Annotated in this window: 12 protein-coding genes and 1 tRNA gene; 8 read left to right on the forward strand and 5 right to left on the reverse strand. The window is 69.7% G+C overall.

Annotated elements, in window-relative coordinates:
- Positions 1 to 145 precede the first annotated feature (145 nt).
- The gene (locus ACFW48_RS23610) at positions 146 to 610 is read right to left on the reverse strand and encodes a GatB/YqeY domain-containing protein (protein WP_386317590.1); all 465 of its coding nucleotides are present in this window, start codon (positions 608 to 610) and stop codon (positions 146 to 148) included.
- 111 nt (positions 611 to 721) lie between these two features.
- On the opposite strand from ACFW48_RS23610, the gene ACFW48_RS23615 reads away from it, so the two are divergent.
- From ACFW48_RS23615 to ACFW48_RS23635, 5 genes are all read left to right on the forward strand, one after another.
- The gene (locus ACFW48_RS23615) at positions 722 to 1,648 is read left to right on the forward strand and encodes a metallophosphoesterase (RefSeq protein ID WP_386317592.1); all 927 of its coding nucleotides are present in this window, start codon (positions 722 to 724) and stop codon (positions 1,646 to 1,648) included.
- Positions 1,649 to 1,861: 213 nt separating this feature from the next.
- Complete coding sequence (locus ACFW48_RS23620; protein ID WP_386317594.1) at positions 1,862 to 2,611, forward strand: Pr6Pr family membrane protein; 750 nt, start codon at positions 1,862 to 1,864, stop codon at positions 2,609 to 2,611.
- Between the two features lie 67 nt (positions 2,612 to 2,678).
- A tRNA-Pro gene (locus tag ACFW48_RS23625) sits at positions 2,679 to 2,752 on the forward strand.
- Between the two features lie 258 nt (positions 2,753 to 3,010).
- Positions 3,011 to 3,799 carry a DUF1883 domain-containing protein gene (locus ACFW48_RS23630; RefSeq protein ID WP_125514183.1) on the forward strand — a complete coding sequence of 263 codons (789 nt, stop codon included), beginning with the start codon at positions 3,011 to 3,013 and terminating at the stop codon, positions 3,797 to 3,799.
- A 230-nt stretch (positions 3,800 to 4,029) separates the two neighbouring features.
- On the forward strand, positions 4,030 to 5,529 hold the full coding sequence (locus tag ACFW48_RS23635; RefSeq protein WP_386317596.1) for a PE-PGRS family protein: 1,500 nt from the start codon (positions 4,030 to 4,032) through the stop codon (positions 5,527 to 5,529).
- On the opposite strand, the gene ACFW48_RS23640 is transcribed toward ACFW48_RS23635, so the two are convergent.
- From ACFW48_RS23640 to ACFW48_RS23655, 4 genes are all read right to left on the reverse strand, one after another.
- Positions 5,459 to 6,301, reverse strand: a complete 843-nt coding sequence (locus ACFW48_RS23640; RefSeq protein WP_386317598.1) for a PE-PGRS family protein — start codon at positions 6,299 to 6,301, stop codon at positions 5,459 to 5,461. The genes ACFW48_RS23635 and ACFW48_RS23640 overlap by 71 nt on opposite strands.
- Before the next feature lie 152 nt (positions 6,302 to 6,453).
- The gene (locus tag ACFW48_RS23645) at positions 6,454 to 7,989 is read right to left on the reverse strand and encodes a LacI family DNA-binding transcriptional regulator (RefSeq protein WP_386317600.1); all 1,536 of its coding nucleotides are present in this window, start codon (positions 7,987 to 7,989) and stop codon (positions 6,454 to 6,456) included.
- A gap of 48 nt (positions 7,990 to 8,037) precedes the next feature.
- A complete protein-coding gene (locus ACFW48_RS23650) occupies positions 8,038 to 8,418 on the reverse strand; it encodes a helix-turn-helix domain-containing protein (RefSeq protein WP_386317733.1) in 381 nt (126 codons plus the stop codon).
- A 74-nt stretch (positions 8,419 to 8,492) separates the two neighbouring features.
- Complete coding sequence (locus ACFW48_RS23655) at positions 8,493 to 8,750, reverse strand: helix-turn-helix transcriptional regulator (protein WP_256904143.1); 258 nt, start codon at positions 8,748 to 8,750, stop codon at positions 8,493 to 8,495.
- 484 nt (positions 8,751 to 9,234) lie between these two features.
- Between ACFW48_RS23655 and ACFW48_RS23660 the strand changes: the two genes are divergently transcribed.
- The 3 genes from ACFW48_RS23660 to ACFW48_RS23670 all read left to right on the forward strand — a co-directional run bounded on the left by ACFW48_RS23660 (position 9,235) and on the right by ACFW48_RS23670 (position 12,270).
- A complete protein-coding gene (locus ACFW48_RS23660; RefSeq protein WP_386317602.1) occupies positions 9,235 to 10,155 on the forward strand; it encodes a hypothetical protein in 921 nt (306 codons plus the stop codon).
- Positions 10,152 to 10,850, forward strand: coding sequence for an ATP-binding protein (locus tag ACFW48_RS23665; RefSeq protein ID WP_386317735.1), 699 nt, complete (start codon positions 10,152 to 10,154; stop codon positions 10,848 to 10,850). The genes ACFW48_RS23660 and ACFW48_RS23665 overlap by 4 nt, the downstream gene beginning before the upstream one ends.
- A gap of 88 nt (positions 10,851 to 10,938) precedes the next feature.
- Positions 10,939 to 12,270 (forward strand): hypothetical protein, encoded by a 1,332-nt coding sequence (locus tag ACFW48_RS23670; protein ID WP_386317604.1) that lies wholly within the window; start codon positions 10,939 to 10,941, stop codon positions 12,268 to 12,270.
- Positions 12,271 to 12,298 lie beyond the last annotated feature (28 nt).

Here is a 12,298-nt window from a genome sequence, read left to right on the forward strand (position 1 = left end):
CGCGCCCAGTGTGGCCCCCCCCGCGACCGCGGCCCCCGCCGCCCCCGTGGGACCCGTCGCGCCGGCTACGCCGGGGGCCCCCTTCCTCACCGGAAGGGGCCGCCGGTCTTCGCCGTCGGTGCGGTCGCCCGCGGTGGGGCCGGGCTCAGCCCGCCAGCAGCTTCTTGACCGCGGCGGCGACCCGGCCGCCCTCGGCCTGCCCGGCCACCTTCGGGTTCACGATCTTCATGACGGCACCCATGGCCCGCGGCCCCTCGGCACCGGCCGCCTTCGCCTCCTCGACGGCCTGGGCGACGATCGCGTTCAGCTCGTCGTCGGACATCTGCTTCGGCAGGTAGGCGGCGAGTACCTCACCCTCCGCCTTCTCCCGCTCGGCGCTCTCGGCGCGTCCGCCCTGGGCGAAGGCGTCCGCGGCCTCGCGGCGCTTCTTCGCCTCGCGGGTGATCACCTTCTGTACCTCGTCGTCGGAGAGCTCCCGCTTCTCCTTCCCCGCGACCTCCTCCTTGGTGATCGCGGCGAGCGTCAGCCGGAGCGTGGAGGAGCGGAGCTCGTCGCGCTCCTTGATCGCGGCGTTGAGGTCGTCCTGCAGCTTCGACTTGAGCGTGGTCATGGCAGTGATTGTCGCAGGTACGGGAGGAAGGGCGCCTGCTGATTTCGCGGGCGCCCGCGACCAGCCGCTCGCGCGGTCGGCCCCCGCCCCCGCTTCTGACACGATGGACGTATGCGCGCGCGATACGGAGTACCCCTGGGAATCACGGCGGTTGGCGCCGCCGGTCTGGTCTACGCGGCGGGTTTCGAGGCCCGCTCGTTCCGCCTGCGACGGGTGACGATCCCTGTCCTGCCCTCGGGGATGCGCCCCCTGCGCGTGCTGCAGGTCTCCGACATCCACATGGTCGGCGGCCAGCGCAAGAAGCAGCGCTGGCTGCGCTCGCTGGCCGGCCTGCGTCCCGACTTCGTGATCAACACCGGCGACAACCTGTCCGACCCGGAGGGCGTCCCGGAGGTCCTGGACGCCCTGGGTCCCTTGATGGAGTTCCCGGGCGCCTACGTCTTCGGCTCCAACGACTACTACGGCCCCAAGCTGCGCAACCCCGCCCGGTACCTGATCGAGAAGGCCCAGGGCCGCCACGGCCTGAACGGCAACGCGCCCGCCGAGGGCGTCGTCCACAACCCGTGGGAAGACCTCCGCGACGGCTTCAACGCCGCCGGCTGGCAGAACCTCACGAACACGCGCGGCACGCTCAAGGTCGAGGGCGTGTCCGTCGAGCTGACGGGACTGGACGACCCGCACATCAAACGGGACCGGTACGCGGAGGTGGCGGGCGGCCCGTCGGGCACGGCGGACTTCTCGATGGGCGTGGTCCACGCGCCGTACCTGCGCGTCCTGGACTCCTACACGGCGGACGGCTACCCCCTCCTCCTCGCCGGCCACACACACGGCGGCCAGCTGTGCATCCCCTTCTACGGTGCCCTGGTCACCAACTGCGACCTGGACACGGAGCGCGTCAAGGGCCTGTCGACGCACACGGCCGAGGGCCGAACGGCCTACCTCCACGTGTCGGCCGGCTGCGGCACGAACCGCTACACCCCGGTACGTTTCGCCTGCCCGCCGGAGGCGACGCTGCTGACGCTGGTGGGGCGGGAGTAGCGGAACTCATAGTCGGGTGGGCCGGGGGCGTGGCCCGGAGTCTGGGGGCCTGGGGTCTGGGGGGGGGCTGGGGGGGCTGGGGGCCCCGGAGGCCCGGAGGCCCGGAGGCCCGGAGGCCCGGAGGCCCGGAGGCCCGGAGGCCCGGAGGCCTGCGGGTAGCCCACATGGCCCACCCGCATAGCCCGGTATGTCCGGTCTGCCTAGCGTGAGGCCATGACAGCCCCGATACCCAGGGACATCCCGGACCTCCCCGCGGTCCCGGGACCGCCCAGACTGCTGCCCTCCCCCGTCCCGGCCACGGCCGTCGTGACCCCCGTGCGCCGCCCGCTGGTCGCCGCCTTCCGCCTCGTCACCGCGCTGCTGGCGCTGACGGGCGTGACCATCGAACTGCTCGCGGCCGGGCCGGTCACCAGGCCCCTGAGCCACTTCACCACGCAGAGCAGCATCCTGCTGGCCCTGGTTCTGCTCGCCTCCGCCCGCCGCGCCTGGTCCGCCCGCCGCCCCCTTTCGGGCGCCCTCACGGGCGCGGCCCTGCTCTACGTCGTCGCCGCCGGGCTCGTCCACCACCTGCTCCTGGCCAACGCGGCGAGTCCGTTCGCCGTGACGGACAGCGCCGCCCCCGGCTGGCACACGGTCGCGACCTACCTCCTGAACACGGTCGTCCCCGTCGCCGCGGCCCTGGACTGGCTCCTGCTCACCACCCCCGGCCGCCTGCACCTGCGCCAGGCCGCCGCGTGGCTCCTCTACCCCCTGGCCTACCTGGCCTTCTCCATGGCCCGCGGCGAGCTCCTCATCCCCGACACCCAGGGCCGCTACCTCTACCCCTTCCTCGACGTCGACCAGCACGGCTACAAGGGCGTCCTGGGCAACGCCCTCCTCCTCGGCCTCGCCCTCTACGCCCTGGGCGTCCTCCTCGTGGCCCTGGACCACATCCGCCCGAACCCGCTCCGCCGCCGCTGGTAAACCGGATTTCGCCTCCGGCCGCCGGTGGGCTAAAGTAAACGACGTCGCCGCGACGAGCAGCGACAATCGGGGTGTGGCGCAGCTTGGTAGCGCGCTTCGTTCGGGACGAAGAGGTCGTGGGTTCAAATCCCGCCACCCCGACAGCTGAAACACCAGGTCAGGCCCGGTTCTGAGAGATCAGAACCGGGCCTGATTTGCTTTGTGGGCCCAGTTTGGGAGCCATTTGGGAGCCGACCTCAGTGAGCGGCTCCCGGACGGCTCCCCGAGTCCTAGCGCCAGGGGAGAGACGAGCGTCCAGCCGACGTGGGCTTCCACCCCGCTTCAGACATCGTCGCCTCCGATTGTCAGTGGCAGTCCTTACTCTGAGACGTGCTCGGCCGCACATCTCCAGGAGCACCCGTGGACTACTTCTACAAAGACCTCGGCAACCTCAAGAGAGGTTCCACGGTCATCGTCACCCTGCGCAACCAAGCCAACGTCCAGGTGATGACGCGCAGCGAGTACAGCAAATACAAGTCGGGGAAGAGATACCGGTACCTGGGCGGTCGCGTCACTCGCTCGCCTCACCAGATCACCATCCCCAGTAACGGACAGTGGGTCGTGGCCATCGACCTTGGCGGCTATTCCGGTCGCATCTCTGCGTCTGTCCAAGTCCAGCCACCTCCGCGGGGCTTCCTGCCCCCGGCCCGCGACCCACAGGGCAGTCCGGCCCGCTCCGTCGCGGTCCATGAACCGGAGGAGCCTACTGGCGACATACTTGGTGGCCAGACCTGGGACGTCTTCATCTCCCACGCGTCCGAGGACAAAGGAGCTGTTGCCCGCCCCCTTCGAGACGCGCTTACCAAGCTGGGTGTGACTGTCTGGCTCGACGAAGCCCAGATGCGGATCGGCCACAGCCTCCGCCGCAAGATCGATGAAGGGATCAGGGCGAGCCGCTTCGGCATCGTAGTGCTCTCGGCCCCCTTCTTCGCCAAGGGTTGGACCAACCACGAACTCGACGGACTCGTCACCCGTAATGTGGCCGGGGAGCAATCACTCCTGCCAATCTGGCACAACCTGAGTGCAGAAGACGTCCGGCGCTACAGCCCCTCCCTCGCAGACAAAGTGGCGATGAGCACCAGCGACTACTCCATCGAGGAGATCGCGCAGCAGATCGCTGACGTGGTTCAGGAGGAAAGCGCCGCTTAGCTCCAGAGCACCAGCACGCCGCTTCGGTGTGCACCGGTTCCAGCGAGTCGTGGGCTTGTGCTGGAGAGACCACAGACGGTACGACGATCGCCATGCACCCTTGGTCTCCGTTAAATGACCGGCAGCTCGCACTCCTCACCCGCATCGGGGGCGGAGCCGACCCCGTCACGTCCAACAGCCCCGAGCTCGCCGTCACGGCTCGCGCGCTCAGGGACCGGGGCTTGGTGACCATGCCCAGGAAGAAGGGGAGGTGGCAGGCGGAGATCACTGACGTGGGACGCTTCTACCTGGAGCACGGGCATCATCCCGACCGTCCGGAGTTGGCTCCACGCAAGCCTCGCGCGGCGGCGTCTGAAGCCGGGGCGCCCGTTGCCGCTGGTCCGTCGCAGGATGCCGATCCTCCGACCGAGACAAAGCCCGCCCCGAAACGGGCTGTGAAACCTCCGCGCCCGTCGCCAGCAGCTGTCGGGCCGGCGCTCATCGCGCAGGTGCAGGAGGCCGGACGATTTCTTCGGATCCCTGACCCCAGCGCGGAGGAACGGGCTCGGTATCGCAGGGTGTTCGACGCAGCCCGGCAGTGCGCTCCGGATGGGTACCACCTGAAGTACAGCGGGCGGGCGAAGGGGGACTTCTTCCTCGGTCCGCTGAGGGTGTCTGGCGAGGACGACACCGAGTGGAACCGAATCCGACTGGCGCGAAGCCGAGTGATCACCGATGTCGAGGACGTGCTCGCCGCGGTCACCAAGGACCACAGCGCCTTCGAGATCTCCGACGAGGTCCTACCGAGGGTGCTCGCGCTGCTCCGGCTGCTCGCCGAACAGGCCCTCGCGCGGTACGGCGAGATCGCGGTGTCCAAGAAGCGCAGGCAGCCGAGGCCGCTGCTCACTGTCCACGGCAGGACGTACGAGGTCGGCTTCCGTGAGCGGCAGAAGCAGGTCCGCTACGTCCCCAAGCAACCAGGTCGGCGCACGTACGACTGGCAGCGGGTCACGCCGGCCCACAAGTTCGAGCCGTCCGGCGAACTGGAGCTGCTGGTCAGCGAGAACTCGGGTTACAGCTACAACTACGGCTGGAAGAAGGAATGGGCCGACACGGCCAAGAAGCCGTTGGAGGAGCAGATCACCTCAATCTTCCGGGCGTTGAAAGCACGCGCGGAGGAGCAGGAGCGGGCCCGGCTGGAACGAGAGGCCGAGCAACGGCGTCTGCGAGAGGAACGGGAGCACCAGGAGGCCGAGCGCCGACGACTTGCAGCGGAGCGGGAGGAACGCGAGCGGCGGGAGTGGGAGGCCGCGGTAAGTGCGGCCTCGGTCAAGGCGGTTCACGCGGTACGGGCCGAGCACTTCGGCACGGCCCTGGAGCAGTGGCGGGCCGCCGGTGAGATCCGGGCCTTCTGTGCTGCGCTGGATGACGTCGCCGCCGCATCGGAGGACGCCCTCGAAGTTGAGAGGCTGCGCGAGTGGTCGGCTTGGGGGAACACAGAGGCTGATCAGCTCGACCCCACGACGAATGGCAGGGGTCTGGCCGCCCGTGACTTCAACGTGGAGCCGACGAAGAAGCAGCTGCGACCGTTCCTCGACGGCTGGCGGCCGGACCGGCCGGAGAAGGAGCCTCCGGCTCAGCCAACGCCTCCCAAGCCGGAGCCAGACCCGTGGCGCGGCGTCATCGACGCACATCAGGATCAAGGGTGGCGATATGGACACCAAGGTCGCGCTCAATGGTGGAGGCGATGACGCCATGACCTCGGTCGCGTAGGGCCTTGACCGCCTTGTCGACGAGTTCTCCGAGCCGGATGACCTCGGCGCGCAGGGCGACCAACTCGTCGTAGCGGTCGGCCTTGTCTTCGCCACACCAGGCCCGGACGGTTCGCAGGACAGCTGCCTCCGCGTCCAGCTTCCGGTCGTCCCGCCGGCTGTAGGAGTACCAGGAGGACTGGGCACGCTCCTGCTCGATGCCCTGCTGCTTGCGGTCCACCTCCGGAAGGATCTCGTCGGCGAGACGGCCGGCCACCTGGCGGGCGACGCGCTCGGTGACCGGCCACCCAGCCAGACACATGCCGTGGCGGTTCTCGTACACCATGGCGTCACCGCGGAGTTCAGCTGCGTCGATGCCGATGAGCGGTGCCGTCTCGTCGAGGCGGCTCAGCTCCAGGACCCCGGCGTCGGCCACTGTTCGGCGCAGGCGGAGCCTGTTCTTCGGACGGACGAAGCCGAGGATCATGCGGGCGGCCTCGAAATCCGTGCTGCCCCGGACGTGGCGAGAGGACTCCGCCAGCGCCAGCTCCGCCGCGTCATCCGCGCGGAACGTATCAACATCCGCCCACGGCGCTACGAGAGAGCCGGAACTGACCCACTCCTGCAGGCCAGCGGCATCGCCTTCGAGAAACCGCACGTGGATCCAGCCAGACCTGCCGGAGCTGCCCACGCGTACGACCTCGACCTGGCGGACCTCGCTACCCAGGTCCTTCGGCCTCGCGCGGTACGCCCAGTGCTCGCCAATCTCCATGTGCCTATTGAGCCAGGTCCCTTGGCCCTCTCACCGGGCGTTTGCCATAACCTCCGGAGCGAGGTGACCTCCACGAGGTTGACGCTGCCCCCGCAAGGTGTCGCCGGAGACGGCTGTGCCTCTGGTGGTGACCACCAGAGGTGCAGCAGCAGTCACCGCTGGGACTCCGCAGGCTTACGTGATTCCCTGCGCGCACGTAGGAGATCATCGAGTACGCGCACGGGTGACGTGGGGCTCATCGCCAGGCGGGTGTCGAGTGCCGCCTCCCACTGCTCGGTCAGTCCAAGCATGAGGCGTTTTCGCATTCCGGGTGTGACGTGGGCGTAGCGCGCGGAGACCGAGCCGTCGATGTGGCCCATGCGGTCGTCCATGAGGACCTTCTCGGTGCCGAGGTCCTCCATCACGGTCCGGTGGGTGTGGCGGAGGCCGTGGGGTGTGAGGCCCTTGGCGATCGGGAGCCAGCAGGCGTCGGCACGGTCGCTGGCGCCACGCCCTCGGGCTGGGACGCCGGGCCACGGCTCGCCGAGGAGAGGCACGGGGCGGGCTTCCTGCGGCGCCTTCTTTGGGTACCAGCCGGAGACCGCCGGGGTGAACAGCCAGGTGGCAAAGCCGTTTCGGCGCCAGTGGGCTGCGCGCTGCGGTACCGCGCCGCCGCGCACGAATCCCAGGTCTGCGATGGCCTGTTCCACCCTGACCCGCTTGGCTTCGGTGACGCGGTCGGGGTGGTTGAGGACGTTGGACACCGTGCCGGTGGAGACTTCGGCTCGGCGTGCGACGTCGACGAGCTTTGCGCCGTGGTGGCCGCCGGTGCGGGCCGTGCCCTGGCCCCGGAAGACGTAGGTCTTGCCGTGGCACGAGCAGGGTTTCGGCTTCGTGCGGGCGACGTGGTTGGCGACCAGGGCCGACAGCCAGTCCATCACGTCGATGGTGCGGTAGCTGTCGTCCTTGGGTGGGCAGCGAACCAGCTCGCCGGTGTCGAGTTCGTACAGCTGCCATTCGACGCGGACGGCCCCGGAGCGGGCGAACTCCGTCTCCAGGCCGACGATTTCGCCCCAGCGCATGCCGGTGTAACCCTTGAGGACGACGGCGACGAACTCGTCGTCGCGGCCGGAGAGCAGGGCGGCTCGCTCCGCGGTCAGCAGGGTGCCGAGGGGGTCGGTGACGACCTTCTCCGGGCCGCGGTCGCGGGAGCGTCCGGCGCGCTTGCCGCGTCCGCGCCGTCTGGCGGCCGGGTTCGAGGTGATCAGGCCCTCGTCGATCGCGTCCTCGAAGATCAGGTGGAGCGTCGAGCGCCAGGTCTTGACGCTGGAGGCCGCGTAAGCGGCCTTCTCCTTCTTCTCCCACAGGTCGACGTCCGTGCGCAGGATGCCGACGAGCGCCTTGTCCTCGAAGTCGGGGAGGAGGTGCTCCTCGATGTGGCGCTTGTAGTTCTGCATGGTCGAGGCGGCCAGGTCCTGGGCCTCGTACCAGCGGTTGGCGTACTCGCCGAAGGTCTCCTGGCCGAGTGCCGGGTCGCGCCAGTCGCCGCGCCGATACTTGTTCTCGGCCTCGCTCGCGGCGCGCTGGGCCTCGCCCTTGGTGGCGAACCGGATCGCTTTGCCGTTGTCGTCGACCACCGTGAGGTGCTTGCCGGGCGCGGTCTTGTACCGGCCGCGCCAGTAGTTTCCGCGCTTCTCCGCGAAACCCAACTTCCGTCTTCCTCCCCTGTTCTCGGCTTGTGACTGGGTGCGGGCGCGCTACGCGACGGTCTCGTACTGGGTGCGGCGCGGCGGTCGAGCCCGCAGACGCCCTGGCCTCGGGGCCGTAGTCGGCTCAGGCGGCCGGGCGGCACGAGTTCGTGCCGAGGGAGGGCTTGTCGCTGCCCGACTCGCCGGCGCACTGCTGACGGATCGCTTCGGGCGCTCTTCGTGGAGGCGGACGATCTCGGCGAGGTGCGCGGCGGTGAAGCGGTAGGCGCGGCCGACGCGGGTGTGCGGGATGAGTCCGCGTCGGGCCCGGTCCTTGACCCACCAGGCGGAGCAGCCGAGGGCTTCGGCGATTTCTTCGGGGCGGTAGAGACGAGGCAAGGGGGCTCCGCCCTCGGTGCCGGGAAGGCGTCGTACGAGGGCAGGGGGTATGTCGGAGTGGTGCAAGAAGGGCGGGTCCTTACTGGGTGGGGGCGTGCTCGGTCAGCGGTGCTGAGCGGTCGTCGTCACGTGGCGGTCGGCCCCTGCAGCAGCACGAGAGGCGACACCAGGAGGGCGTCGGCGATCGCGACAAGGTCGTCGGCATCGCATCGTCGTTGGGCGCGTTCGATGCGGGACAGCATGGTGTTGGACATCGGACGGCCGAAAGCGGTCACGCGGTCGGCCAACTGGCGTTGCGACAGGCCGCGTTCGGTTCGGAGTATTTCGATGGTGCGGGCCGCCTGCATTCCTGCGGGTCCGACTTCCAGTGGGCGTGGGGGCATGGCTCCAATTGAAAGGTGCATTCGCCGGTTTGGGTAACCGGCGATCGTGGTCTATGTTGCGCTCGCGTCGTTCGCCGAGATGCGGTTCCAGGGAGTCGGGAATGGGCACGGACCAGCACGACGATCATGGCTCTGAAGTGCGGTGTTGTGTTGTAGCTTCCCCGTCGGCGGCCCGTCAACGGCTTGCCGATGTAATCCTTCTGGCTCTGCGGTCCGGGCAACTATTTGGTCAACAGCGGATCGTGCCTTACGGTTTTCCTCCCGCCCGTCACCGAGCCCCATTTCTTGCGGCCTTTCTGCCGTGAGAGATTGCGCCGGATAGGGCTGGACTTGCGCGACTGGGGTGTGGCTATGTTGACGACACCCCCGGAAACGCAATCGCTTCCCGGCGCGCGTCCGCGCCAACACCCCCTCGAATCCCGCCCCGACCGACGGTGAGCCGTGATGCCCGCGCACAGGCCACCGAGTGAGGACCGCCCCGCACTTGGCACGAATCCGCACCATCAAGCCCGAAGCCTTCGTCTCCGAGTCCCTGGCCGTCGTCTCCCTGGCCGCCGAGCGCACCTTCCTCGGCCTGCTCACCCAGGCCGACGACCAGGGCCGCCACCGCGACCACGCCGCGATCATCGCCGGGCAGTTGTGGGTGCTGCGCCCGGAGCACACCCCGTCCGATGTCGAGACGGACCTCGCCCAGCTCGCCGACGCGGGACTGATCTGCCGCTACAAGGGGCCGGATCACAAGCGGTACCTGCACGTCGTGACCTGGCACCAGCATCAGAAGATCAACCGGGCGAGCAAGAGCCGCCTCCCGAGCTGCCCGGTTCACGACGCTTCGGTCGCGTCGGCTCCTGCCGTGGGCGCCGGTGTCACGGAGTACTCGCTACCGCCTCACGCAGTCCTCACTGAGGGCTCCGGCGAGGTCCGTGAGTCCGCGCTGAATCCGGGGCTTGAGGGCGAAGTCGCAGGTCAAGAGGGCTTCACGGAGTCCTCCGCGAGGGATCAGGGAGCGCTCGGTGAGGCAGCAGTGACGTCTCACGGTCCGGATCTAGGACCTAGGACCGTGGATCTAGGAGATATCCCTTCGGGGGGCGCAAGCGCCCACGCGCCCGACACCGTCTCGGCCAAGCAGCTTCTCGGCGAGTACATCGCCGCGTGCAACCACCGCCCGCCAGATGCCTTCCTGAACCATCTCGGCAAACAGGTGCGCAAGCTGCTCGACGAGGGCATCGCCCCCGCACACCTCCGGGCCGCCCTCGAACGCCACCGGGTCAAGGGCCTGTCCCCTGGCGTCCTGCCCAGCCTCGTCCACGAGGTCATGAACGCCGCATCCTCCACCACACCCGCCGCCCACCGGGCGTGGACGAACCCCACCGACGTCGTCGCCGCCTACGGAGATGAGCTCTGACAGCCACCCTCACCCGCGCACCCCAGCCCGTCGGCGCGATCACCGACCGGCTCAACACGATCCTCGCCAACCGCGGCATCGACCCCACCACGGCTGCCGCCCAGGAACCGGCGCCCGAGACCGTCACCGCCCTGGAACTCGCCGACGCCCGCATCCCCGCCCGCTACCGCCGCGCCCTGGCCGACCATCCCCAGATCACCTCCTGGGCCGACCAGATCGCCCGCGCCGGACGCCCCGGCCCGACCGGACCCGGTATCGCCGAGGGCCCGTCGCTGCTGATCGCCGGCCCCACCGGCACCGGCAAAACCCACCAGGCGTACGGCGCCGTCCGGGCCCTCCTCACCCGAGGCGTCCGCCTGCGCTGGGAGGCCACCACCTCCGCCGACCTCCACGCGCGGCTCCGCCCCCGCGCCGGCCACGACGGCGAACGGGAACTGCAGACACTGGCCCGCTGCCCCCTGCTGCTCCTGGATGACCTCGGCGCAGCCAAGACCAGCGAATGGACCGAGGAGCTCACCTATCGGCTCATCAACCACCGGTACGAGCACATGCTCCCCACCCTCATCACCACCAACCTCCCCACCGCCGAGCTCCGCACCGCGCTCGGCGACCGCGTCGCCTCCCGCCTCGCCGAGATGACCGAGCGGGTCATCCTCACCGGCTCCGACCGACGCCGCACCGCGCCCAGGATCTGAACGGCCCGCGGCCCCTCCCGTCCCACCACCTCACCCGCCCGGGCTTCCGCCTGCCCTCGAGCGCCCGGGTCCCTTGGAGAGCCTCTGCATGACCCCTGGCCCCATCACGCTCATCAGCGCCAACGACATCGGCATGCCCGCCTTGCCGCACTGGTTCCCTGCGCCTGCTGCCATCGCGGCTCTGCTCGTCGTCGTACTGTCCGCCGCATGGTCCCTGTGGAAGTACCGACGGAAGCCGAGCGCTGGACAGCGCCGTAGCACCGCCGCGATCCCGGTCGCCGCCGTCGCCGCGATCGGCTGCACCGCCTACAGCGCGGACACCAGCTGGCGCTTCGCCGCCGACTACCTCGACATGGGCAGCGCCGTCGAGCGCGCCGCGATGTTCGCCGCCGCCGAACTAGCGCTGTTCGCCACCGCGCTGATGGCGCGGGCGAACCTCAACGGTTCCAAGCAGGCGCCCGGGGTGCCCGGCACCCTCACCTGGGTGATCACCTGCGTGCAGATCGTGCCCGCCTACGCCGAGTCCGGCCTGGTCGGCGGAACTGTGCGGGCCTTCGTCGGCCCGGTCCTGGCGGCAGTGCTCTGGCACCTGGCCATGGGCATCGAACTGCGCCACCGCAGCCCGCACGTCGACTCCCGCAGCCTGGCCGCCCTCCTCACCCGACAGGCACGCGAACGGATGCTGGCTCGTCTGGGGATTGCCGACCGGGACGCGGATGCCGCCCGGATCATCCGCGACCGCGCCCTCGACCGGGCCGTCACGCTGATCCTCCGGGCAGAGACCATGACAGCCGACAAGCGCACCAAGTGGCGAGGCCGACGCCTCACCCGCCGCCTGCACCAGGCCCTGGAGCAGGCTGACGTCGACCGCGACGAACGCCAGGACGAGCTGCTGCTGCGCAAGCTCGCCACCCGCCAACAGGTCAATGTTTTGGCCTCCAGGTCATTGCCCGCGCGCTGGCCCGACGCCGCCGCACGCACGAGGGGCGGCTCCGCAACGGCCCGCCCGCGGGCTACGGCAAGAGAGCGGGCAGAAAGTTCGGGCCTCCCGCCCCACAAGGTCGCGGGCGATGACGCCGCCGACCGGGCAGCCCGCCCCCTGCCCGAAAACCGCCCGCAACAGCCCGCCCGCACCACCGTCGGCCCGGAACCAAAACCGGGCGGGGAAACGCCGGGCAACGACCCACGCACCGCCTCGCAGGCGGAGTCGAAGCGCCCGAGCTCCAAACCGCGCGCTACACGGGACCTCCTCAACGAATACGCCCGTGACCTCTTCCGCGAGCACGGACGTCTCTCCCGCGACCTGTTGGAGGTGGCCGTACGCAAGGACGGCTACAGCGTGGCCAGCGACACCGCCGGCGAGGTGGTCCGCACCATCAAGGCCGAGCTGCCCACGGCGCCCGTCGGCCACCCGCACTGAGACCACCCCCAACGCCCAAGGAAAACCA

Origin of the sequence: Streptomyces sp. NPDC058812 (assembly GCF_042744565.1) — a bacterium.
Lineage (GTDB): Bacteria > Actinomycetota > Actinomycetes > Streptomycetales > Streptomycetaceae > Streptomyces > Streptomyces thinghirensis.

Bases quoted from the DNA above. Each gene is read 5' to 3' on its own strand.
- ACFW48_RS23610 (WP_386317590.1), bottom strand. From the start codon at position 610: ATGACCACGCTCAAGTCGAAGCTGCAGGACGACCTCAACGCCGCGATC.
- ACFW48_RS23615 (WP_386317592.1), top strand. From the start codon at position 722: ATGCGCGCGCGATACGGAGTACCCCTGGGAATCACGGCGGTTGGCGCC.
- ACFW48_RS23620 (WP_386317594.1), top strand. From the start codon at position 1,862: ATGACAGCCCCGATACCCAGGGACATCCCGGACCTCCCCGCGGTCCCG.
- ACFW48_RS23635 (WP_386317596.1), top strand. From the start codon at position 4,030: ATGCCCAGGAAGAAGGGGAGGTGGCAGGCGGAGATCACTGACGTGGGA.
- ACFW48_RS23640 (WP_386317598.1), bottom strand. From the start codon at position 6,301: ATGGAGATTGGCGAGCACTGGGCGTACCGCGCGAGGCCGAAGGACCTG.
- ACFW48_RS23655 (WP_256904143.1), bottom strand. From the start codon at position 8,750: ATGCCCCCACGCCCACTGGAAGTCGGACCCGCAGGAATGCAGGCGGCC.
- ACFW48_RS23670 (WP_386317604.1), top strand. From the start codon at position 10,939: ATGACCCCTGGCCCCATCACGCTCATCAGCGCCAACGACATCGGCATG.